A 23304-nucleotide genomic window follows, 5' to 3' on the forward strand; every position below is an offset into this window, starting at 1 on the left:
AAGAAATAAGTCACCATCCCTTTACATACAAGGCTTTAGAGGTCTGATGCATTGATTTAAGCGGGGCTAGTAAAACCGTACTACATGTAACTTAAAATCCCGCGACCTTAACAGTCGTGCCGGTTCGATTCCGGCCCCAGGCACCATTTGATAGTTTCAAGAAGTCCCAGACAACCCCGAACACTAGATGTTACGGGGTTTTTTATTGCTTTCAATTCTCAAGGTGCTTTATAGTGTTTCAAGAAATACCCCCAACACACGGGGTATTAGTGGGGGTATGTCGAAATTCGTATCAAAAAATACCCCCAAATTATGACGCATTAGACAGGAGCAATTAACATGCCTCTTAACGCCTTAATTATCAAAAGTGCCAAGCCAAAAGATAAGAAATACCGCTTATCCGACAGCGGTGGTTTATACATGGAAGTAACGCCAAGTGGAGGTAAGTTATGGCGCATGAAATACCGCTTTTTAAAGAAAGAAAAGTTACTTTCTTTTGGAGCCTTTCCGATAGTAACGTTGAAAGAAGCTCGATTGTATAGAGATGAAGCCAAGAGCTTATTATCAAAAGGCATTGACCCTAGTGTCGTTAAGAAAGAATTAAAAGAAAGTAAGCTTGCAGCATCCAAAAATAGTTTTAAAGCCGTTACGCAAGAATGGATAAGTAAAAACAGCACGAAATGGTCAAGCAGCAATACGAACAACGTATCGAAGCGACTTGAGCAGCATGTTTTTCCCCATATTGGAAATAAGAGCATTTCAACTATTACGGCCCCTGACCTTTTAACGGTTATAAACCGTATAGAAAAAACAGGTACCATTTATACAGCCCATAAAACATTGCAAAATTGTGGGCAAGTGTTTCGCTATGCAATGGCAACGGCAAGATGCACCACCGACCCCACCACCGCATTAAAAGGAGCTTTACCACCCACTCAACCAAAACACCATGCCAGCATTACCGACCCAAAGAAAATTGGCGCATTGCTTAGGGCCATTAATGGGTATGAAGGAAACTTTATTACTCAATGTGCTTTAAAGCTTGCACCGCTTGTTTTTGTCCGCCCTGGTGAATTGCGCCATGCTGAATGGCAAGAAGTGGATATAGAAAAAGCAGAATGGCGAATTCCTGCCGAAAAAATGAAAATGAAGGCGGTACATATCGTGCCATTATCAAAACAAGCGATTGCCATATTAGAGGATATTTACACCGTAACAGGTCATGGGAAATATGTATTCCCTAGCGTCAGAACAAACACACGGCCCATGTCAGAAAACACTGTAAACGCAGGTCTAAGACGTTTAGGTTATACCAAAGAAGAAATAACAGGCCACGGTTTCAGAAGCATGGCCTCTACCCTGCTAAACGAACAAGGCTGGCATTGGGATGCCATAGAAAGGCAGTTAGCCCATGCAGAAAGAAACAGTATTAGAGCCGCTTATAACTATGCTGAACACCTACCCGAGCGAATCAAGATGATGCAGCACTATGCTGATTATTTAGATGGATTAGCTAATGGGGCTGATATCGTTTCAATAAATAAGAACCGAAAAACCTAGCGTTTCAATATTGTGAAAAAAACTCTAATAACTCGCAAAGTAGGCAAAAAGAAACAACATACTTCCATGTTTAATAAGGAAGAAGTTAAAACGGAAACTCTAGAAGAGTTTTTTTCTGGACTCAAATCCATAAAAACTGCAAAGGACCATATATTTGACTATATAGATTCATCGGTAACTTTTTTTGAAGACTATCTTAAAGAAAAAGAGTTACCGCATATTTACCCTAAGTGTTATGAATACGAAATTGAAGGGAGTAATGGAGGTGCGCATTTGCCTGAAATATTAAAATATATAACTCAAGATAAAGGAATTAAATTACAACCAGAATGGTATGCTGCTTCATTCATACAGCGCGCTCATGAACTACGCGAATGGATTGAAAAAGGCGATATTTTTGAAGCAGTTCAATGCGCTTTACATCTTGAAAAAGATAGATCGGATTTTAACCTCAGCAACCTTGAGCCAAAAATTTTAGCTGGGAAATCCAGAGTATCTGAGGCATCTAAAATGAAAATGAAAACGGCCACTAAGAACCAGTCTCTAGCAAAACCTATTTTTAATTCATTTATTGAGAAAGACTTTTCAAAATCGAGAGCTGCGCTACATACAGCAAAAAGATTGAAGAAAGACCACGGTATTAATGTTCCCAAAAGTACAATTTTAGACTGGAGAGGTAAAAAACTTATATAAAGCCAACGAGACCGTTCACGCCGTTGGAAAAGCATACGCCATTATTGCCTTGACTTATTACAAAGCCCTAAGGAGGCATAAGACATGGCAAACCAAATCATTAAATTATCTATTGTAATTGCAATAACCGGTTTAAGTGGTTCATCAATATACAGACTCGCTGCAAACAATCAATTCCCAAAACCTATAAAGTTATCTAGCCGTTCTAGTGGCTGGCTTAAAGCCGAAATTGATGACTGGTTAGAAGAGCGCATTAAAGATTCAAGAAAGGAGGCTTAATCATGTCTTCAACCACAAAGCGTATTTCATTACGCGCCTCTATAAATGCCCACTGTAAAGATTGCCTATACGACCCCAAAGAAAAAGGCACGTGGCGAAAGCAAGTTGAACGGTGCACGATAACGCAGTGCCATTTGCATCCCGTTAGACCAAAGCCAATTAAGTAATCATCATGGCTAAAAAAAACGCCCTACCTTTTGATAGTAGACGTGGAAGCATTACCAATTCAAGGTATTTGCTAGAGTCTGAAGCTTACATCGGCTTAACAGCTCAAGCCAAAACCCTAATGACGTTAATGCAACTACATTGGCGAAATGACAAGCCGGTAGATTACGGAATCAGGGAAGCACAAGCAAAAATACCTTGCTGCAACAAAACAGCCAGCAAGTGTTTTTATGAACTTGAGCGCAACGGTTTTATACGGTGTATTGAACAGTCTATATTCAGCACAAGAATCAAAAGCAAATCACGAACATGGCAACTTTTATGGATGCCCTACAAAGGCAACCCACCAGAAAACGATTGGGATACTATCAATGCCAATAAAAATGCCATTATCAAAAAGGCAGCCAAACACCGAGAGAAACTGGCCTCTAACTAGAACCAATTATGATAGAGTTTAGCGAATAAAATCATAAAAAGCCGATACAAGGACAGCATCAGTGCAACCATTAATTTCTGATTATTTAGAACGCATCAACACACGTTACCAAACCGGTATTTCACGTGAACACGCCTACCGAGGCGATTTACAGTATTTATTAGAACATCTATTAACCGATGTTCTAGTAACCAACGAACCAGCACGCATTGATTGCGGCTCACCTGATTACATTCTCACCAAAAATGATATTCCCGTTGGATTTATAGAAGCCAAAGACATTGGCAAACCGCTAGACAGCAAAGAGTATAAAGAGCAATTCGACCGTTACAAAAAATCACTCAGTAACCTAATCATCACTGATTACCTAGATTTCCAGTTTTACCTGGATGGTGAAAAAGTAACCAGCATAACCCTGGCAACAATAGACGAACACAACGTAATAAATCCCTGTGCGGAAAACTTCAAACATTTTGAAGACTTAATCAAAAGCTTTGCCACCCATGTAGGGCAAAACATAACATCGCCAACCAAGCTATCAAAAATGATGGCAGGCAAAGCCAAGCTATTAGCCAACATTATTGAACAAGCCCTAAAAAGCGATACCAACCATGAAGCAGACAGTACGCTTAAAGACCAAATGGAAGCCTTTAAATCCATTTTAATACACGACATCACCAACAAAGAATTTGCCGATGTATACGCGCAAACCATCGCTTATGGTATGTTTGCAGCAAGGCTACACGACAAAACACTCAACACCTTTAGCCGCCAAGAAGCAGCCGAGCTAATCCCCAAAAGTAACCCCTTTTTACGCAAGCTGTTTCAATACATAGCCGGTTATGACTTAGATGACCGTATCGTATGGATTATTGACTCATTAGCCGATATTTTTAGAGCCACTGATGTAAACAAAATACTCAGAAACTTTGGCAAAGCAACACGGCAGCAAGACCCCATTATTCACTTCTACGAAACGTTTCTTGCCGAATACGACCCAAAACTACGCAAAAGCCGTGGCGTTTGGTACACCCCTACCCCGGTGGTTAATTTTATCGTTAGAGCGGTCGATGACATATTAAAAACCGACTTCAACCTAAAAGATGGTCTAGCCGATACCAGTAAAACAACCATAGAAATTGATACCGTTTACGTAGCAGGCCGTGGCAAAAACAAAGCCACCAAACAAGCCAAACAAAAAAAGGACGTTCACAAAGTACAAATTTTAGACCCTGCAACAGGAACGGGAACCTTTTTAGCCGAAACCATAAAACATATTCACGACAGCCATTTTCAAGCCGTACAAGGCGCATGGAGCCAATACGTAGAACAAGACTTAATACCACGTATAAACGGCTTTGAAATACTCATGGCATCGTATGCAATGGCTCACCTAAAACTAGAGCTATTACTTGAAGAAACAGGCTATAAACCCGTTAAAAATCCACGCCTTAACGTCTATTTAACCAACTCGCTAGAAGAACACCATCCCGATACAGGCACGCTGTTTGCAAGCTGGCTATCTAACGAGGCCAGCGAAGCCAATTACATAAAACGCGACACCCCCGTCATGGTGGTTATGGGCAACCCGCCCTATTCTGTTAGTAGCAGCAATAAAGGCGATTGGATTAACGATTTATTAGTCGATTATAAAAGAGACCTAAACGAAAAGAACATACAGCCGCTATCAGACGATTACATAAAATTCATTCGTTATGGCCAGCACTACATAGAAAAAAATGGTGAAGGCGTACTGGCCTATATCAGCAACAACAGCTTTATAGATGGCGTAATACACCGCCAAATGCGTAAGCATATTTTAGAAACCTTCGATACCGTTTATATTTTAGATTTACACGGCAATAGTAAAAAACAAGAAACAGCCCCTGAAGGCAGTAAAGATGAAAATGTATTCGACATTATGCAAGGCGTGTCGATTAATATTTTTGTCAAAACAGGTAAAAAAGCTAAAGGTGAATTAGCAAAAGTGTTTCATTCAGACTTATTTGGCTTACGCCAAAGCAAGTACGACACATTGCAGGCTAATGATATACGCTCGATAAAGTGGCAACAAATTGAATATAGAACACCTGAGTATTTCTTTGTTCAAAAGGATTTGGAGTTACAAAAAAACTACGAAAACAATATTTCTGTTAACAAGTTAATGCCTCACTTTTCAAGTGGTATTAGTACGCATAGAGATAAGCTAGTAATTGATATTGAAAAAACGAGTTTGATTAGCCGAATCAAAAAATTTTACGATACTGAGTTAAGTGACCACGAAGTTTCAACACAACTAAAAATTAAAGATAACAGAGATTGGAAAATAATAGAGGCGAGAGCACAAGAAGAACTAAATACTTCTAAAATACAAACTATTGAATACCGCCCTTTTGACACAAGACACATTTACTACGAAGCCAGTCTTATAGACTTTTGTAGGAACGAAGTAATGCAACACTTCATTGATAAAAACAATTATTCGTTTAATTGTTTAAGGCAATCCAGAGGAAATGATGCAGGTACTTTTTTTGTATCCAATAAACTTATAGGTAAGGATACCGTTTCATTGCTAGACCGTTGCTCCTGCTTCCCTCTTTATATCTATCCAACTAACGACAAGCTAAAATCAAAACGAATCCCAAACATGGAAACCTCAATCATTGCGAAGGTAGCCCAAAAACTAAACCTTGAATTTACTGACGAAAAACAACCCAAAAAAGGCACCTTTGCACCCATAGACGTACTGGACTATATCTATGCGGTTTTACACAGCCCTAGCTATCGAAACACGTACAAAGAGTTCCTTAAAATGGACTTCCCACGCGTGCCTTATCCGAATATCAATACCTTTTGGGATTTAGTCGCTTTAGGGGGCGAATTACGTCAATTACATTTATTAGAAAGTTCTTTATTAAACAAGCCTATTGCCAGTTACCCCATAGCCGGTAATAACGAGATTACGCGCAAATTTACCAAAACAAGCATTGGTTACGAAGCAGTAAGCGATACAGCAGGTAAAGTATGGATTAATGACGAACAGTATTTTGATAACGTGCCACTACTCGCATGGGAATTTTATATAGGCGGCTATCAACCTGCACAAAAATGGTTAAAAGATCGCCACGGTAGAACGCTTAATCTTGATGATATTCGCCATTATTTAAACATTGTTACCGCTTTAGTAGAAACAGATCGTTTAATGAAAGAAATTGACCAAATAGGAGTGCATTAAAATTAACCCTACCGGTGTATATTTGCCTGTTCTAAGCCGTTAGAGGTGTAAATATGATGCCTCTAGTAAACCTAAACATGCCACAAGTGTATAAATGACACCTCAACAACAAAAAATCAACAACTTACACAAGCCTAGACAGGTCATATATACACCACACCTACATAACCATGAGTATGTCATTAATTAAAAGCGATAAAGAGATTTTCATATAGCTGGTAGGGGCGGTCTAAATCTCTATGCTTTAATAGATAAACGACCGACGGATTAATAATATTTTTACGTTGGCATTAAAGAGGTAGGGGGGTATAAATCTCTACAAATTGAAGCATAAGCGACCGACGTACTCTATCTATATTCAGACGCGGTAGTTTTGGATGGGGGGTATTAAAAAGGCACTCCTAGCCACTTGTTCAAGAAACGGGTAATTGGTGCCCTGTTTTTAATGAGTTTCTACGCTTTTATGGCTCTCGACAGCATGTTTTGATGAGCAAACATAAAGCTTTATATATCAGTATTTTAAAGATTATTTCGTATTTTCTGCTTGAGATAAAACTAGCAGGCCAACAAACATGCTCAACAAAGTTATTTAAGTATTACCAAAGTAGGGGTTTTGATGGAGACCTTAAAAAGGTACTGTGTGACACTTAAAACATTGCGGACAAAGAGGCGCACTTTTTTTACAGCCTTGTCAGGCTATAGGGGGTTCCGCTAAACATCTGTAGCTATGATTACGTTGTTACATCTTACATTTGCCATAATCAATCCTCCCCCATTCCAGTAATGTATCAACTAATTTGTCCAATACTTTGTAGCCCTCGAGTTCATCATCCCACCAACGATAAATAATGTGGCCCACCCCTCTTGCTAATTTAATTTCTTGAAAGGCACCATCACACCCAACAATTTCACTCGGTAGAACCGGAAGTTTAGAGTGCTCTAATTTTGTGATAACGGCCTGGACTTCATCCTCAGAAATAATACGATTGACTTCATTTTCGGAATACATGCCGTAAACACCCTTTAAAACCCAATTATTATTGTGCTTTTTTAATTCCAAACTTGTTGATGCTTGAGGAAAATCAGTCGGATTGATTTTGTAACTTATCGTGAAATTATTATTTTTCATTAAACGTCATCATGTTATTGAAAAAAAAGTTAATTTAAATAATAACTCATATATGAAAATATACTTATTTTCTATCAATAACCTTCATTAAACGGGGGTATTTCTGGGGGTATGTCGAAAATTAAAGAAATTAGATGCCTTTTGTATTATGGCTTGGAGAGATTTTCGCGGTTCCGGCCCCAGCACCATTTATATCAAGGCCTCAGCACTTAATCGTGCTGGGGCTTTTTTATTGCAGTTTCGGATAAACACTCTATTGAAAAAGATAGTCAACACCCTAGCAGGTGCGTAAATATATATTACTTAAAATTATTCTTTAGGCTAAGTAAGAAGACTATGATGACTTCAGCCCGTTTGATGAAAGCGTACTTCCTGAATTAAAACTTTTGCTGAGTACAAAAAGCTTAAGATGTTTAATTAATGACGGTATAAAGTTTTACAGCACTTTTTTGTTATTTAGTTGTAAATATTTCCGTTCAAACACATCAACTGGCAATGCTTTATCAAAAAAGTAGCCTTGAACTTTATCAACGCCTAAATTTATACATAAATCTAAATCATCCTGTGTTTCAACACCTTCGGCAACAATTTGAAGCTTTAAAGATTTAAGCATGACAATTAAACCTGATAATAATTTTTTTACTTTTTCTGTTGAGAAATAACTAGGCATTAAAGATTTGTCTATTTTTACAATATCAATAGGAAAGCTATGTAAGTGCGACAATGAAGAAAAGCCAGTACCAAAGTCATCCAGTGATATTTTGCAACCTAAATCACTGATTGCTTGTATTATTTTCACCGTTTTTTCTGGTTCAACAATTAAGGCTGTTTCTGTTATTTCAAATTCAATTAAATTGGCATCGACATTATATTGTTTTATACAGTCGTGAATGACGTCGATTACACTGTCATTTGTTAACTGTACGGCTGATAAGTTAATAGCCATAGTAATTGATTGCGAATGGTCTAGATTTAAGTTACTTAATTGCCTTATTGCTTGTTCAATGACCCATTGACCAATATCGAAAATTAACCTAGATTTTTCAGCAATAGGTATAAACTTATCTGGGCTTATTGCTACACCATCGACTTCCCAGCGAATTAATGCTTCTACCCCTGTTAACTGTTGAGTCTTTGGATCCATAACAGGTTGGTAATGCAGGTTAAAATGTTTATTTTTAAGCGCTTCTTTTAACTGATTTTCAATATGAAAATTCGATAAAAACTCTACTTGCATTGCTTCTTCGAAAAACGAAAATTGATTACGCCCTTTGCTTTTAGCTTTATACATTGCTATATCAGCGTATTTAAATAGTTCTTTTGGGTTAACGCTATCATCTGGAGAAATGGAAATACCAATACTCGCTGCTGAAGTGATGATGTGATTATCAATCGTAAATGGCTCACTTAATGCATCTATAATACGTTGTGCAACATGCGTGGCATTATTAGCTGAGTTTATATTGGTTAAGGTTATTGCAAATTCGTCACCACCAAGACGAGCAAATAATTCATTTCCTCTTAAGCAATGATGTATTCGGTTGACTACTTCTATTAATAAGCTGTCACCAATGTCATGTCCATAATTATCGTTAACGTATTTGAAATGGTCGAGGTCAATTAATAATAACGCGAGCGTTGTTTTATTTCTTTCGTTACTTTTTAAATCATTAATCAAAGATTCATCAAAATGATAGCGGCTGGATATACCAGTTAAACTATCTTGCTCTGCAAGTTCTTTGGTGTGTTGATAGCTTTGATAGAGACGTTTTTCTAGATCAGCTCTCGCATGTGAATTAACAATAGCTCTTTGTAATCGAAAAACGTTTATTTCAGTTTTTACAAGGAAATCTTGCGCGCCTGCGTTAATACAGTTAAGCGCTAGTTCGTCGTCTTTTGACGTGCTCATCATTATAACTGGGATGTCATGTCGTTCATGGACGCTTCTCAGTTCAACTAATAACTCAATACCATTACGTTTTGGTAAGTTATAATCGAGTAAAACGGCATCAAATTCCGTTTTTTTTAGTTGTTCAAGTGCTTCATCTACTGACTCTACACCCGAAATTTCACACGATATATTGCTGCGCTTTAAAGTCCTTGTAATAAGTTCTCTGTCAACAATATCATCATCAACTATTAGTATATTCATATCTTGACACGCTTTCCAAAGTTAACCAGCTATTAAAATCAGTATAGTTGCTAAGTTTTATATTATTTGGTTTTATTGTTTTTCATTTAGGTAATTGGACAATTTTCCAATAACTATCTAAAACATTCACAATGTCTAAAAACTTTTCGCCTGAATCGCCTTTTATAAAATATCCTGCGATATGTTGTTTGTAGCTTGATAACATATCTTCTTCAGATTTAGAGGTTGTTAATACAAAAACAACTAAATCAGACAAAGTTTCATCTGCACGTAACTGTTTTAAGAACTCAATACCGCCCATTCTTGGCATTTGTAAATCAAGTAAGATGATCAATGGGCGAGATACTTTATTGCTTCTTAATAACTCTAATGCCTCTATACCATCGTAAGCTCTAACGATTGGGTTGGCGATGCGTTGTTTAAGAAAGCTCCGCTCAATTGTCATGGCATCAATATCATCATCTTCAACTAATAATAAGGTTACGTCTTTTGGGTTAGTGTCCATAGTTTATACTCTAATAGTGTGAATATTTATGCATTTGATAATGGCCAATAAATAGATATTTTTGTTCCGTTTTTACCATCAGAAGTAATTAATATCTTGCCTTTATAATGTTCGACAATTCGTTTAATCATCGCTAATCCCATCCCACTACCTTCCACTTTATCTCTCGGCTTTAATGTTTGAAACATTTCCAGTGCTTTATCATGAAATTCTAATGGAATGCCCGGGCCATCATCCTCAACAATAATAATATGGTAATCTGGATTGCTTTCATACAAGACAGTAATAGCACCACTTTTACTTTTATGATGTTTTATTGCATTTGAAATTAAGTTTCTGAGCACTATTTCTATGGGTGTTTTGGGAATAGTTATTTCTATATCTGGCGCAGATAATGTAAATCCCTCTGTCTTATCCTGCATTGAAAACACATCTGTGCTGATATCTTTTAAGTTTACAGACTCATTTTTAAATTCACTTCGATTGATACGGGAGTATTCAAGAAGGTCATCCAGTAATTTCATCATGCGGTCACTTCGTTGAGTCAACAATGCTAAGTGCTTTTTTGACTCGTCGGGAATAATATCTTGACAGTCTTCAGTTATCCATTCTACGAGATTTTTGATCGCATTCAGAGGCGATTTGAGATCATGTGAGGCAACATATGAGAACTGTTCTAAATCGTTATTTGATTTTTCTAGATTGCTTTTTTTTTCTTCTAGATCCTGTGTCATTTCATCGGCATAAGCTAGCGCTTGGCGATTAGCTTTAGATAAGAATAAAAATAACCCTAATAATAGGCCATCTATTAATAAGCCGCCAATTAAAATGACTGACGACTGATTTGACGATGATTCATTCCTAAAACTTGAATTTGATTGAATTGAGAAAGTCCATACTTGGCCGTATAACTCGACATGTTCTTCTTTGGTAAATAGTGGATTCTGATCCACATCTTCTAGGCTTCTGCCAGCATGATCGTCAAACAACAATTCCCCGTTATCATGAATTTGAATACTGACATACCTATATTTTTCAGCCAAGGTGCCTTGCATAAGGTTTTTCATAATGAACGGGGCGTACGTCACACCCTCAATTAACGCTCTTCGTGTTTCAAGGCTGTCTGGCTTAGCACCATTTTCATAAAAGGGTGTGTAGAATAAAAATCCGGGCGTTTTTTTTGCGTCTTGTACTAGGGTAATTGGCCCTGTTAACTGCGCCTGCCCTGAATCACGTGCTTTTTGAATGGATACATAGCGGTTCTTCTCAAAAGCCATATCGAGGCCTATCGCTTTTTGATTCGGTAATGCGGGTTCAATATAGGTAATGGGCCAATATTCAGGTTCATCATGCTTAGGGTGTATGGTGAAATGTGGCCTAAGTTCTCGCTGTTTTAGCAGATAACTATCCAGTTGATGAGGTTGAATATTATAAATAATGCCAATCCCATTGACACCTGGATAGGTTGACTCTATTTTAAGGCTCTTTGAGTAAGATAACCATGTGTTTGATGTAATTGGAGTATTAACTGTGTCAATAAAGGCTACACTGCTCCACAGTGCATTTTCATAAAGTTTCATTCTTTCTTTAACTAAATTTACAACTTGCGCTGCATTACGTTCAAATTTAGCTTCAAGCTTCTGGTTTAATTGTGATCTCGAAAAATGCCATGCGGTAAGGGTTAGTACAATTGAAAGTAATACAATTAGCCAATGTACTATATGCATTTGTCCTGCCTGTATTAACTTTCTCCTTTGTACGAGAGTTTTTTGCTCTTCTACCATCTATTTACACTCCGTAATGGTTTAATATTAGTTATTTAATGGATGCTTCAATGTCATTACCTGTTGTTTTTAAATATTATAGTACAGGTTTAGGCGTTTCGTAGGGAGTCAGCAAACCATTGTTTTGCTAGCGCGATGCGCGCATCAACGCCATATGTCATAGCTAATATATGTTGATCGATATGTTGAAGTCGTTTGGTTAAACCGGTTTGGTTTGCAACCTGAATAGCGAGGCCTGGGCGAGCATTGAGTTCTAAGATCATAGGGCCTTTATTTTTATCCAATACAATATCAGCGCCAAAGTAACCTAAGCCGACCATTTCATAACAATGAGAGGCGAGCTGTAAAATATGGTCCCAGTTAGGAATGACTAGCTGATCAAAGCTAAAGCCAGTGTCTGGGTGCTTTTCAATTTTAATATTATTTTGCACTGCGAAAAGGCTTTTTCCTGTGTTTATATCAAGCCCTACCCCGACGGCACCTTGGTGTAAGTTCGCTTTGCCATCTGATGCATGGGTTGAGCAACGAAGCATGGCCATAACAGGGTATCCTTTATAAACGATAACTCTTATGTCTGGAACGCCTTCATAGCTGTACGGTGAAAAAATAGGGTCGAAAACAATCATGTCTTCGATCATGACAACATCGGGGCGGCCACCCAAACTATACAAACCGCTTAATATATTGGTGGCATGATGTTTTAAGTCCCTTAGTTTAAGCGAGGGGCCACTGGATTTGATGTATTGATCGTCTACACGTTCGGCTATGACTAAAATGCCTTTTCCACCACTGCCCTGCGCTGGTTTAATAACAAACTGGTCTCGCCCACTAAGTTGGTTTTCTAATGTTTGTATGTCATGTTGATTATTAATAACAGCAAAAAGTCGAGGCACAGACATGCCAAATTTTTCAGCGAGTCTTTTAGTTTTTAGCTTGTCATCTACTAATGGAAAAAGACGCCTGTCATTTGAACGGCCGATATAATCAATGTTTCGGCTGTTCATACCAAGGATGCCAAGTTCCCTTAGTTTTTTAGGCGATACCCACTTCATTCAGTGTGGCCAAAAGCACGAAAACGATACAGTTCAAACAAGCGATAACCAGTGTATTTACCTAATAATAAAACAATGCCCAGTAGGCTGATCATTAACTCGGGGAAATTAAAGGTAAGGTGCTCTACCATCGACATTGACATGGTTAAGTAAACCAAAATGGCCGCTAATAGGCTCCCGCCTCCTTGTACTAAGACTTCGTGCGCGCCCTCTTCTTCCCATAAAAGTGACATTCTTTCGATAGTCCAAGCAAGAATAATGGTTGGGAAAAAGGTGATTGTTAAAGCCTGGTGAAAGCCAAGTTTATAACTAATAATACTTAAACCTGCCATTAATAGAATAACCACGATGACCACAGCGGTTATTCGTGCTACTAATAATAAATTGAGGTAAGACAAATAATAGCGTATCCATAAGCCGAAGCCGACCACGGTAAGGAAAATACCCAATCCCACTAAGAGTGAGGTTTGAATAAAGGCGAGTGCAATCAGAATAGGCATAAAGGTGCCAGATGTTTTTAAGCCAACCAGTATTCGCAGTAAAACGATGATTAAAGCACCCACTGGTATCAGTAATAAGCCCTTAAAAATACCTTGTTGCTCTACAGGTAGAGCATAAATTGAAAAATCTAATAAGGGTTGTTCTTCAAGATGCCCTTCCATGAAAAGGATGGATTTAAGAGGTAATGTGTTTTTTACTAACGCAAACTCAATGGACGAGTTGCGCCCTCCAATGACGTCTAATATTGAGGTGGAACCGTGTTGCCAAACAAAAAAGTTATCCGGCAGCCCTTCAGCACCTGTTGTAGGGTCAAAAATTAACCAGCGATCGCCAGCGACTATTTCAACAAGGCTGCTGATACGTTGTCGACGTCGACCATCTTCCAAGAAAATGCCTTTAATGAGTTGTGCTGGAATGTTGGCATAAGCTAGAACATCCATAACCACATCTAGATGTACGCCACCATAGCTCGACAAAAGAAAGCTCATGTCTGGGTCGGGTTGCGGCAGGTTGATACTGTCGAATAATAAAGTGGAAAACTCTGCGGGCGTTGTCGATTTTGTCTTTAAGGATTCGACCACCTTTTCCATCACCTCTTCATTCGTGGTGGTTAAAATAGGCAGCTCAACATTAGGGACAACTCGGTCTGTGAGCGCCCTGTCTCGCATACGATAAACTTGTTTTTTATAAAACAAGGTCGTAGCCCGCTCCATTGTTTCGCGTGTCCAATGTGCTCGTCTATGACCGTTTTGTTCAGTCACTGAAAAATTAAAGCCAGATGAGGCAAAGTGGTCGTCTAAAGACACCCAACCAGCATCTTCTTCAGGTAAGGTTAGCGCTATTTGAACAGGCCCTTCATGTAGGGGTTTAAGGTTTATTTTGGATTCTATTGTCCAAACATCTTCTCTAATACCCGGTAAAAGCGGGAACCCTAACACTATATTTTTGTACAAGGTCAAGCCAAGACCGAGCAGGATCATAAATAGCGCGATGATGGTGATTTTATGTGTAGATGACAAGTTTTAAGGCCTTAAGGTATGACGTAAACTAACATCAACTATAGCTCGGTCAGTTAATAAATTACGCCCAACTAATAGCTGATAGTCAAAGGCAGATCGGTCGGTCAAGTTCACTTCAACCTCATCTTTATTCTTGCCAAGAGTTAACCATAATGTGACGACGTATCGCATTTCATTATTTCCATCTTGCTGTTTGATAATTACTCGCCTACGAAAACGACGTTCTACCTCAACGAGTGATTTGGTTTTACTATCGTATAATGAAAAGCGCACAAAGCGCTTGCCTTCACGTTCAATGAGCTGGATGTTTTCTGCATGTATCGAGGTGGATTTTGCTCCGGTATCTATACGTGCTTCAAATTTTAAATTTAGAGGCTCAACAACAACATTTTCAACGCCTCCTATCACGGGTAGATTTAACTCCCCTCTTGTTTTTTTAGCTACTTTTTTTATGGGTTCAGCAACTTTAGGGCAAGTCGTTGGTTTACACACAGGGCATACCGGTGCAGTTATTACTGGTTCCTTTTTATCGATCGGTGGTATTGTGCTACAACCGCTAATAAACAAAACACTTAATAGAAATAAGGTGTAAATAAAGCTTGTTGTAGAACGAAGAAGTTGGATGGGATAAAACAGTGTGCTCACAAACGTCACCGACAAAGTAGATTGAAAGTTTAGGTATAGCCGTGTCCATTATGGTATCACGCTATTTTTGTGCTGGTTAGAGCATAAAAAATGAATAAAGTAGTGGATTCCGAGTATTTACTGGAGCTTAATATAACACAGTATTTAATTTAACCTCTTGCTCAGCAGCGTACAGTGTAGACAGATACTACTTCGTAGTATTCGCTAATATGTTATGCCTGTCACTGCAGAAATGGATGCCAATAAATTTTAATTACTTAGACATGTACAAGCGCTTAATGCTAAAAGCAAAATAGTTTCAAAGTTAAAGGGATAAGCGTTTGTCGTTACTTTTTGACCCATTGGCCATCTGGAAATTGAATAAAATGCCCTTTGCTTGTTTTTTCAATAGCTTTTTTCCCAGCCAGTTGTTCAACGACGCTTAATGGCTTAGCAACTTTTGCTGCAACGTGGGCATATTTTTGTTTCCGTTTAGCATTAATATCACTGATGAGTGCTTTAATGTCAGCTGATGGAGCACTAACGGGGCTGGCTAAATACCCGTTCGGCGTTTCTCCTACTAAACCTTGATCTTTTGCACTATGTAGATCAATGGCTAAAGAAACTGTTGATAGTGTGAGCATAAAAACAGTTAATAAAATTTGTACGTATTTCATCATCGTTCCTCTTAAAATAAGCCTGAATCTTCAGACAGTATGGAGTCTAGCTCTTTATCAACCTTGACTCGAATTTCGTGTTCAATCTTTACATTTAAATTGATTGTAATGGGCTTGTCTGACGCTTCTACTTTGACGGTTGGCGTGCATCCAAATATTGAGCTTAGCAACAAGCCAATACATGTTATATATGCGATGGGGGCTATTTTTTTCATACAAAACCTCATGTTTTTATTGGCAATAATATTGATTATTTGAATGCTTTATTTTAGAGCGTATAAACGCTTCTATGTTTAAATCAATACCTGATTGAATGCGCATTGTTTCAAGAGCCCCTTTTAAGCCGACTTCAGTATTTAAGTTTAAGTTGATTAAACGGCCATTGGCAACAGTTGGATTACGCCCAGAAATAGCAGATTTAAATAATAGCGTATCATCATCGTAAATTATTTTGCTGTTTAACGTTGTGTAGTTAAAGTCTTCCAGTACATCGAAGGTTAATTTTAGTTGATCATTTATATTTGTGCTTTGGCTTAAAGGTGTGGTGTAACGGATTTTCCCGCCATCGATGCTACTCATACGGCCACCCGATACGTTGAATTGCCCGTTTATATAGTGCACAGGAATACGTCCTGATAATTTGCCACTGGTATATAAGCCATCCATGTTTTGCGTTCTGACCAATTCAGATAAATCCAAGCGATCTACGATCAACTCCAGTTGTAGAGCATCGTTAAAATTAATGTCTTCATTTTGAATTTCTACTAAACCTGAAAAAACGGTCGCTTTGCTTAACGGGGTTTTAAAATGCCACTCGTTTAGTTGATTATAAAGTACGCCATTAAGCTCGATATTGTTTGCCTTTATACCCATATTTAATTCATTAATGTGGCCGTTAAGTTCTGCGTAAAAGGTGTCAAACGTAACCGCCTGTTGTGTTTTATATGACCCCAATTGTTGCGAGGGTGAACTTAACTGAAGCTGAACCCCTTTAAATGTACCTGTCTGATAAACGCCTTGTGCGTCGTGTAATGAGACCTTGAATTGCTTAAATTCAGTTTCACCCTTAGTTAATTCAATAACCGCGTCTCCCGCAAAGCTCCCGCCAGTCATGTCAAATGGAAGTATTGGTGTGTTAAGCCATTTTCTGAATGTCTTATGTGTTGAAAAAGTCTGCTGCCAATGGATATCAATTAAATGCTCTGTACTGTTTTTAGGTTGCCAGTTTGCGAAAAGGATGGGGTCGTTACATATATTGGCGAGTTTAAGCGATGCTTTAGTTGCACTTAAGTCTTTAAACCAGAGTTGGTTTTTAATAATCATGGGTGGGATATAGTATGTCTGATCTAACAACGCCAGATTCATTGCGTCAATTGAAGAACGAATACTCATCTTATGCTGCTGGAGGTTTGCGTTTGCTGTAAGCCCCCATTTTTTAATGTTCAATTGATTGCTATCAAGGTTTTGACCACCTAATGCAAATTTCACAGCGGAAACATCTTGCGTGTTTAAATTAATAGAAAGCGTTTGGTTTGGAATGTTTACGAAAAGTGTTTTGGCTTTGTATTCATTAAAACGTAAAGAATGTATTTCAAAACGATTTTTCGACAACGGCTGAATCATCAAGTGATGATCTTGAATGCTTACTCGGCTGTTAACCTCACCTCTTAGTTTGCTAATAAAGAGGTTTTCTATATCGAGTGGACGATAAATATTAGCAAGGTGTAGATTACCTTTGAGCTGAAACTGATAATGGCTTCTTTGACTGTTTTCTGGGGTAATAACCTCCATGTTAGAAAACTGTACATCGATCAGTTTTTTGTTCTTTTCAATGTATTCTAGGGTGAAGCTGCCATCAATAATTGAGAAAGGGTTATTCAAATCAGCCAATAGATCATACTCGATGGTGAGAGGCTCCTTTAGATTGGCAAGCAAAGTGCCCAGTTCATCCATCATTTTGTAGTTGTTATCGGGCATAAGGAAACGTTTTAGATAGCCGTTTATTTCTACAATAGGTTGTTTAGGGTCTACGAGCGTTAAACGAAATTTTCCTTTGTCTAATGAAAACCTTAGCGTTGAGTCGGTGGTGACTTTAGTCGTTGCTGCTGTGTGTTGGTTAGAAAAATGACTGGTATTTTGTATCTTAGTAACGCCGGTAAGTTGTGTAATCTCATCTATAGAGAACCGTTGTGTGGCAGGTAATGTGAATTGGTTGCTACTGACCAATTGATTGCTATTAACACTTATCGCACTACCATTAATTGTTGGCCACTCGAAAGCATTTAATTCACTGTTAAGCTGCACGTCCCCTTTCAGTAGATCACCTTGTTTTGTTAACTTAAGGCTCAACGCTAGTAATGGATTAGCGGCGGTATCTGATATGTTTAATTCAAGTTCATTTTGCGTATTTATTTTTAATAAAATATTGGTGTCGATTAACTGCTTAAATACTTTGGAACCTTTGTTAAAAAAACCGTCACCTAATATGGTTTGGACGGTTAATAATCCATTTGATAAATCAATCCTGAACGCCTTGAGTTCTAAATGAGGTTGATGGACCGTTAACGAGTTAACAAGCATACGTACTTGAGGTAGATCATCGATTAAAGCACTTGGCAAAACATCAAATAAATTAATGTCAGTAACAGTGTTATTCGAAGAAGGTTTATTTATCCGTATATCAATAGAGTCGATGTTAACCAAAACCAAGTATGCGGAAGGTGTATTAAAGTTGATGAATGTATTTGCTATATCAACGTCTACCTGCTCTTCAAATCTTAATGATAATGACTTTAACTGAAATGAGCGTGAAGAAAGTTGTTTCCACGATGGGCGATCGAACTGAATGTTTGTAACTTCAATGTCGTACTTGCTTAATGAAGATGTCAGTGCTGTTTGTACAAGCCAAGGTAACGCGATGTATGAGAGAAGGAATAAGAAAACTATAGCGCTAAACGCTATAAGTACACCACGTATTTTGGGCATGAAAGACAATCTATCGTCCTGGGGAGGCAAACATACAATAGTTAGCAAGCGTGATTAAAGAGCTTTTAAATAATACGCCATTTTTCATTTAAAAACATTTTTCTACAGACGATAAAAATAGATGTTAATTCGCACTCGTCGACATTCGGGTTCTATCTAATTAATTCAAAAACAACCCTGTATTAGTCATTATAGAGCTTTATATAATATCTCAGAGGGCTCGATGATTATGTCCGACTATAATCATCCTCAAAACGAATAATGTCATCTTCACCTAAATAAGCCCCTGACTGTACCTCAATCATTTCGAGCAAAACTCGACCAGGGTTATGTAATCTATGTTTGGTACCAACTGGGATGTAAGTGGATTGGTTTTCTGAAACCAGCATAACTTTATCATCGCAGGTAACTTCTGCCGTGCCTGTCACTACAATCCAGTGTTCAGCACGATGGTGGTGCATTTGTAATGATAATGAAGCGCCTGGTTTAACCGTAATTCGTTTAACTTGGAACCGTTCACCAACATCAATAGCGTCATAATGTCCCCAAGGGCGATAACATAGACGGTGGTTTTCTGCCTCTTTACGGTCTTCATTTACCAGTCGGTTGACTATGCTTTTTACATTTTGTGCAGATTTTTTACTCGCGACCATGACGGCATCAGCGGTTTCAACAACAACAATATCATCTAACCCTATAACAGATACCAAACGGTGCTCACTATGAATATAAGCATTTTGCACATCTTCAACGATCACGTCGCCTTGTAAAACATTATTATCGGCGTCCTGCTGCGCGCATTCCCATAAGGAAGACCAGGAACCAACATCGCTCCAGGCGGCATCTAACGGTACAACAACGGCTTTGCTGGTATGTTCCATCACTGCATAATCTATTGAGTCTGAGTCACAAGCTTCAAATGAAGCAACATCCAAACGAGTAAAGTCGAGATCTTTCGTACCTTTAGCTAAAGCTTCACGGCAACTGGACAAAATCTCAGGTGAATATTTTTCTAATTCACAAATCAACGTGGATGCTTTGAACATAAACATCCCACTATTCCAATAGAAATTACCTGAGTCGGCATATTGCGTAGCAGTCTGTAAGTCTGGTTTTTCTACAAACGCTTTAACGGGGCTGATGGTGTTTTTTTGATCGGCCTGAATATAACCGTAACCGGTGTTTGGGGAAGTGGGCACGATACCAAACGTTACAATCTTGCCCTGTTCTGCTTGTATTTTTGCAGCTTCAATAGCTTGATGAAAAGCTGTAAGGTCATCAATAACATGGTCTGCGGCTAAGACTAATAAAACTGGATCATCGCCCATTTTTTGAGCTTCTAACGCTGATGTAGCGAGCGCTGGCGCAGTATTTCGCCCAACAGGTTCTAAAATAATATTAGCTGAGGTGATTCTTAATTCTTGCAATTGCTCTGCTACCATAAAGCGATGATCGTTATTGCAGACAACAATAGGTGATTGAATACCCTCAAGTCCACTAAGTCGATTTAGCGTTTCTTGAAACATGGTATTTTCGCCAAATAAAGCAATAAACTGCTTAGGTTTGTTCTTTCTAGACAGTGGCCACAGGCGTGTACCACTTCCACCCGACATAATAACTGGAATCATAAACTTCCTTATTTAATCCTACTCAGTAACTGCATAATGCCTAATAAAATACGTTAATCAATAGCAATCAACTCAACATCAAAAATAAGCGTTGAACCGCCTTTAATGGCCCCCATAGATTGGTTGCCATACGCTAATTTGCTGGGTATAAAAAAACGTGTTTTTTCACCTGTTACCATTAACTGCACACCTTCAGTCCAGCCTTTAATGACTTGGTTTAGGCCAAAGGCAATGGGCTCACCTCGATCTACAGAACTATCAAAGACCGTTCCATCTAACAAAGTACCATGGTAATGAACGGTCACTTTATCGGTCGAAGTTGGGTGCACTTCACCATCACCTGGTGAAAGCACTTTGTATTGTAAACCTGATGCGGTGGTTATAACGCCCTCTTGTTCAGCATTTTTTGCTAAGAACTCTTCACCAGCTTGAATATTTTCTTTAGCGTTTAACGTTGCTTTACCATTTAAAAAATACTGGACCAGATAAAAAACGGCTGCAATGACAACAATAATAAGTAAAATTTTCATAGCGGCTCTATTATTGAATGACCGTCAATTTTGAAATCACTTTACTAACCCCTTTTACCGAGCTTGTAAGACTTATGGCTCGATTTAATTGAGCTGAGCTCTTAACATGTCCATATAAGGTAACCACGGAACGGTAGGTATCAACATTAATATCAAAAGCATCAATCTGCTTATCTTTGATTAATGTAGTTTTGACTCGAGTGGTTATAGAAATATCCTCTGATATAACACCAACAGGTCGCTCGTCAGTACCAACTGCATAACCGCCAGCACCAGCGCCACCAATTAACACGGTTGTGCAAGCACTTAGGAAAAGCAGAAGGGGTAAAATAAGCAGAGTAATAAATTTATTCATTGCTAAATCAAATAATGTGTCAGTTAATGAGTGTTAATAATACCTTTTAATATAGCGGAATATTTTATTTTTTTGCTTGTTGGTTAAGTTCTCTTAAGTATCGAAGCTTTTCAGCAATCTTTATTTCAAGTCCACGATCAACTGGTTCGTAATAAGTCGAACCAATAAGCGCCTCTGGTAAATAATTTTCCCCTGCAGCAAAGGCATTGGGCTCATTATGTGCGTAACGATAACCTTCATGATAGCCCTCTTGTTTCATTAAGGCTGTTGGCGCATTTCTAAGGTGATAAGGAACATCCAAACTACCTGTTTTTTTTATAACGCTGTCAACTGCATTGAAAGCGCTATATACGGCGTTACTTTTTGCTGCACAGGCCAAGTAAATTACTGCTTGCGCAAGTGCTAACTCACCTTCAGGGCTGCCTAATTTTTCTTGTGTTTCCCAGGCATTTAAAGCTATTTGTAACGCACGTGGGTCTGCATTACCGATATCCTCAGAGGCAATACGGACAATACGTCGTGCGACATATAACGGATCGCATCCGCCATCAAGCATGCGTTTTAACCAATATAACGAGGCATCGGGGTTACTACCACGAACGGATTTATGTAACGCCGATATTTGATTGTAGAAGTCTTCACCGTGGTTATCAAAACGCCGCACTCCGTCTTGAACAACCTCATTAATTATATTGGCTGTAATGGTTTTATGTTCGTTTGCAGAAGCCAGTTGAGCGCTTAATTCAATAAAATTTAATAACCGTCTGGCATCTTTGTCTGAGGCATTCAGTAACAATTGAATGGCCTCATTGTCGATAGTAAACTGGCTATCGAGCCCTTTGTTTTTATCCGTTAAGGCATGATTAAGGATAGCGCGCAAATCGTCTTCTTCAAGTGATTTTAATGTGTAAACACGCGCTCTGGATAATAATGCATTATTGAGCGAAAAAGAGGGGTTTTCAGTGGTCGCGCCAATGAACGTAAAAACTCCGGCTTCTACATGTGGTAAAAAAGCATCTTGTTGTGATTTATTAAAACGGTGTACTTCATCAACAAAAAGAAGCGTGTTTTGTTGTTTATCTATACGATTTTTTTTTGCTTGCTCAACAACGGCTCGAATATCTTTAACGCCGGCTAAAACAGCTGAAAGTGAAATAAAGTCGGCCTCGGCTTGTTGCGCAATGATTCTTGCTAAGGTTGTTTTACCAACACCTGGAGGGCCCCATAAAACGAGCGAGTGTAATTGCCCTGATTGAATTGCTTCATAAAGGGGTTTACCCTCAGATAAAAGATGTTGTTGACCTGAAAATTCCTGTAACGAGGTGGGACGAAGGCGGTCGGCTAGCGGTTCACTGGGTTTCATTAGTTCGGTGTTTCTTCAAAAACATCAGCGCCATCGGGCACAATAAACTCGAAGGTTTCGTCTACAATAGGTTCGTTAATGGTCACATCAGTAAATAATAAATCGGTGGTTTGGCCAAAACTATCATGCAGACGCATTTTGTTGAGTAGACCATCTTTAAAACCCACCTTAATAAATTCAAAACCACTTGAGTCTTCTTTAGGCGTTAGCATTAACCATTCTAATTGCTCGCTGTTATCCAACTGAGTAATATTAAAAAGCGTATCAAGTTCAATAGAGCCAAGAATTACTGCTAAAGGCGAGGAACCAACCGATTGCGACGCATCTTTGATGGTAACTTGCTCAAGGTCTTCGTCGTAGACCCAAAGCTTATCCCCGTTTGAGATAATTTTTTGCACATAAGGCGTTGTGTAGTGCCAACGAAATTGATTGGGCTTTTTTATCCAGAACTCACCGGTTGATGATTGAATAAAAGAGCTTTGTTCACTGCTAATGACCTGAGTAAATTGACCGCTAAGATTTACATAGTGTTGCAAATGAAGCGCTAGATTATCTTCGCTGCTTTTTGCGACGCTTGGTAAAGTAAAAGCAAATAAGACAAAACAGCAAAAAACGCTACGAAGTGTATTCAT

General features: G+C 38.5%; 21 protein-coding genes. 6 read left to right on the forward strand and 15 right to left on the reverse strand.

Annotated elements, in window-relative coordinates; translation table 11 throughout:
- The first annotated feature begins 339 nt into the window (after window positions 1-339).
- The 6 genes from CPC19_RS07050 (at window position 340) to CPC19_RS07070 (ending at window position 6368) form a co-directional block, all read left to right on the forward strand.
- Window positions 340-1560: a tyrosine-type recombinase/integrase gene (locus CPC19_RS07050; protein WP_016390694.1), complete on the forward strand. Its 1221-nt coding sequence runs from the start codon at window positions 340-342 to the stop codon at window positions 1558-1560.
- A gap of 66 nt (window positions 1561-1626) precedes the next feature.
- Window positions 1627-2253: a hypothetical protein gene (locus tag CPC19_RS07055; protein ID WP_016390695.1), complete on the forward strand. Its 627-nt coding sequence runs from the start codon at window positions 1627-1629 to the stop codon at window positions 2251-2253.
- 84 nt (window positions 2254-2337) lie between these two features.
- Window positions 2338-2532 carry an AlpA family transcriptional regulator gene (locus CPC19_RS07060; protein ID WP_016390696.1) on the forward strand — a complete coding sequence of 65 codons (195 nt, stop codon included), beginning with the start codon at window positions 2338-2340 and terminating at the stop codon, window positions 2530-2532.
- Window positions 2533-2534: 2 nt separating this feature from the next.
- Window positions 2535-2699 (forward strand): hypothetical protein, encoded by a 165-nt coding sequence (locus CPC19_RS11845; protein ID WP_162789638.1) that lies wholly within the window; start codon window positions 2535-2537, stop codon window positions 2697-2699.
- A 5-nt stretch (window positions 2700-2704) separates the two neighbouring features.
- Window positions 2705-3133, forward strand: coding sequence for a hypothetical protein (locus tag CPC19_RS07065; protein ID WP_016390697.1), 429 nt, complete (start codon window positions 2705-2707; stop codon window positions 3131-3133).
- A gap of 61 nt (window positions 3134-3194) precedes the next feature.
- Window positions 3195-6368, forward strand: coding sequence for a type ISP restriction/modification enzyme (locus tag CPC19_RS07070; RefSeq protein ID WP_016390698.1), 3174 nt, complete (start codon window positions 3195-3197; stop codon window positions 6366-6368).
- Between the two features lie 739 nt (window positions 6369-7107).
- On the opposite strand, the gene CPC19_RS07075 is transcribed toward CPC19_RS07070, so the two are convergent.
- From CPC19_RS07075 to lolA, 15 genes are all read right to left on the reverse strand, one after another.
- Window positions 7108-7497 (reverse strand): hypothetical protein, encoded by a 390-nt coding sequence (locus tag CPC19_RS07075; RefSeq protein ID WP_016390699.1) that lies wholly within the window; start codon window positions 7495-7497, stop codon window positions 7108-7110.
- 436 nt (window positions 7498-7933) lie between these two features.
- Window positions 7934-9649: a GGDEF domain-containing response regulator gene (locus tag CPC19_RS07080; RefSeq protein WP_016390700.1), complete on the reverse strand. Its 1716-nt coding sequence runs from the start codon at window positions 9647-9649 to the stop codon at window positions 7934-7936.
- 82 nt (window positions 9650-9731) lie between these two features.
- A complete protein-coding gene (locus tag CPC19_RS07085; RefSeq protein ID WP_016390701.1) occupies window positions 9732-10154 on the reverse strand; it encodes a response regulator in 423 nt (140 codons plus the stop codon).
- A gap of 26 nt (window positions 10155-10180) precedes the next feature.
- Entirely contained in the window at window positions 10181-11881 is a 1701-nt protein-coding gene (locus CPC19_RS07090; RefSeq protein WP_236610539.1) for a CHASE domain-containing protein, read from the reverse strand.
- A gap of 146 nt (window positions 11882-12027) precedes the next feature.
- Window positions 12028-12990 carry an alpha-L-glutamate ligase-like protein gene (locus CPC19_RS07095; RefSeq protein WP_016390703.1) on the reverse strand — a complete coding sequence of 321 codons (963 nt, stop codon included), beginning with the start codon at window positions 12988-12990 and terminating at the stop codon, window positions 12028-12030.
- Complete coding sequence (locus CPC19_RS07100) at window positions 12987-14510, reverse strand: inactive transglutaminase family protein (RefSeq protein WP_015005926.1); 1524 nt, start codon at window positions 14508-14510, stop codon at window positions 12987-12989. The genes CPC19_RS07095 and CPC19_RS07100 overlap by 4 nt, the downstream gene beginning before the upstream one ends.
- A 3-nt stretch (window positions 14511-14513) precedes the next feature.
- The gene (locus CPC19_RS07105; protein WP_159430355.1) at window positions 14514-15155 is read right to left on the reverse strand and encodes a RimK/LysX family protein; all 642 of its coding nucleotides are present in this window, start codon (window positions 15153-15155) and stop codon (window positions 14514-14516) included.
- A 326-nt stretch (window positions 15156-15481) separates the two neighbouring features.
- Window positions 15482-15814 (reverse strand): YdbL family protein, encoded by a 333-nt coding sequence (locus tag CPC19_RS07110; RefSeq protein WP_051176851.1) that lies wholly within the window; start codon window positions 15812-15814, stop codon window positions 15482-15484.
- A gap of 8 nt (window positions 15815-15822) precedes the next feature.
- Window positions 15823-16026, reverse strand: coding sequence for a YnbE family lipoprotein (locus CPC19_RS07115; RefSeq protein WP_016390705.1), 204 nt, complete (start codon window positions 16024-16026; stop codon window positions 15823-15825).
- Between the two features lie 16 nt (window positions 16027-16042).
- Complete coding sequence (locus tag CPC19_RS07120; protein WP_016390706.1) at window positions 16043-18796, reverse strand: YdbH domain-containing protein; 2754 nt, start codon at window positions 18794-18796, stop codon at window positions 16043-16045.
- 227 nt (window positions 18797-19023) lie between these two features.
- Entirely contained in the window at window positions 19024-20424 is a 1401-nt protein-coding gene (locus CPC19_RS07125; protein WP_015005922.1) for a mannose-1-phosphate guanylyltransferase/mannose-6-phosphate isomerase, read from the reverse strand.
- 53 nt (window positions 20425-20477) lie between these two features.
- Window positions 20478-20954, reverse strand: a complete 477-nt coding sequence (locus tag CPC19_RS07130; RefSeq protein ID WP_016390707.1) for an FKBP-type peptidyl-prolyl cis-trans isomerase — start codon at window positions 20952-20954, stop codon at window positions 20478-20480.
- Between the two features lie 10 nt (window positions 20955-20964).
- Complete coding sequence (locus tag CPC19_RS07135; protein ID WP_016390708.1) at window positions 20965-21309, reverse strand: BON domain-containing protein; 345 nt, start codon at window positions 21307-21309, stop codon at window positions 20965-20967.
- 64 nt (window positions 21310-21373) lie between these two features.
- Complete coding sequence (locus tag CPC19_RS07140; RefSeq protein ID WP_016390709.1) at window positions 21374-22672, reverse strand: replication-associated recombination protein A; 1299 nt, start codon at window positions 22670-22672, stop codon at window positions 21374-21376.
- Complete coding sequence (gene lolA, locus CPC19_RS07145; protein WP_016390710.1) at window positions 22672-23304, reverse strand: outer membrane lipoprotein chaperone LolA; 633 nt, start codon at window positions 23302-23304, stop codon at window positions 22672-22674. The genes CPC19_RS07140 and lolA overlap by 1 nt, the downstream gene beginning before the upstream one ends.

Origin of the sequence: Cycloclasticus sp. PY97N (assembly GCF_002443175.1) — a bacterium.
In the GTDB taxonomy this organism is placed as follows: Bacteria; Pseudomonadota; Gammaproteobacteria; order Methylococcales; family Cycloclasticaceae; genus Cycloclasticus; species Cycloclasticus pugetii.

What these genes read in the sequence shown, in the direction of transcription:
- CPC19_RS07115 (WP_016390705.1), bottom strand. Translation starts at nt 16,026, where the DNA reads ATGAAAAAAATAGCCCCCATCGCATATATAACATGTATTGGCTTGTTG.
- CPC19_RS07075 (WP_016390699.1), bottom strand. Translation starts at nt 7,497, where the DNA reads ATGAAAAATAATAATTTCACGATAAGTTACAAAATCAATCCGACTGAT.
- CPC19_RS07085 (WP_016390701.1), bottom strand. Translation starts at nt 10,154, where the DNA reads ATGGACACTAACCCAAAAGACGTAACCTTATTATTAGTTGAAGATGAT.
- CPC19_RS07080 (WP_016390700.1), bottom strand. Translation starts at nt 9,649, where the DNA reads ATGAATATACTAATAGTTGATGATGATATTGTTGACAGAGAACTTATT.
- CPC19_RS07110 (WP_051176851.1), bottom strand. Translation starts at nt 15,814, where the DNA reads ATGATGAAATACGTACAAATTTTATTAACTGTTTTTATGCTCACACTA.
- lolA (WP_016390710.1), bottom strand. Translation starts at nt 23,304, where the DNA reads ATGAATACACTTCGTAGCGTTTTTTGCTGTTTTGTCTTATTTGCTTTT.
- CPC19_RS11845 (WP_162789638.1), top strand. Translation starts at nt 2,535, where the DNA reads ATGTCTTCAACCACAAAGCGTATTTCATTACGCGCCTCTATAAATGCC.
- CPC19_RS07050 (WP_016390694.1), top strand. Translation starts at nt 340, where the DNA reads ATGCCTCTTAACGCCTTAATTATCAAAAGTGCCAAGCCAAAAGATAAG.
- CPC19_RS07090 (WP_236610539.1), bottom strand. Translation starts at nt 11,881, where the DNA reads ATGCATATAGTACATTGGCTAATTGTATTACTTTCAATTGTACTAACC.
- CPC19_RS07130 (WP_016390707.1), bottom strand. Translation starts at nt 20,954, where the DNA reads ATGAAAATTTTACTTATTATTGTTGTCATTGCAGCCGTTTTTTATCTG.
- CPC19_RS07135 (WP_016390708.1), bottom strand. Translation starts at nt 21,309, where the DNA reads ATGAATAAATTTATTACTCTGCTTATTTTACCCCTTCTGCTTTTCCTA.
- CPC19_RS07095 (WP_016390703.1), bottom strand. Translation starts at nt 12,990, where the DNA reads ATGAAGTGGGTATCGCCTAAAAAACTAAGGGAACTTGGCATCCTTGGT.
- CPC19_RS07065 (WP_016390697.1), top strand. Translation starts at nt 2,705, where the DNA reads ATGGCTAAAAAAAACGCCCTACCTTTTGATAGTAGACGTGGAAGCATT.
- CPC19_RS07055 (WP_016390695.1), top strand. Translation starts at nt 1,627, where the DNA reads ATGTTTAATAAGGAAGAAGTTAAAACGGAAACTCTAGAAGAGTTTTTT.
- CPC19_RS07060 (WP_016390696.1), top strand. Translation starts at nt 2,338, where the DNA reads ATGGCAAACCAAATCATTAAATTATCTATTGTAATTGCAATAACCGGT.
- CPC19_RS07140 (WP_016390709.1), bottom strand. Translation starts at nt 22,672, where the DNA reads ATGAAACCCAGTGAACCGCTAGCCGACCGCCTTCGTCCCACCTCGTTA.
- CPC19_RS07120 (WP_016390706.1), bottom strand. Translation starts at nt 18,796, where the DNA reads ATGCCCAAAATACGTGGTGTACTTATAGCGTTTAGCGCTATAGTTTTC.
- CPC19_RS07125 (WP_015005922.1), bottom strand. Translation starts at nt 20,424, where the DNA reads ATGATTCCAGTTATTATGTCGGGTGGAAGTGGTACACGCCTGTGGCCA.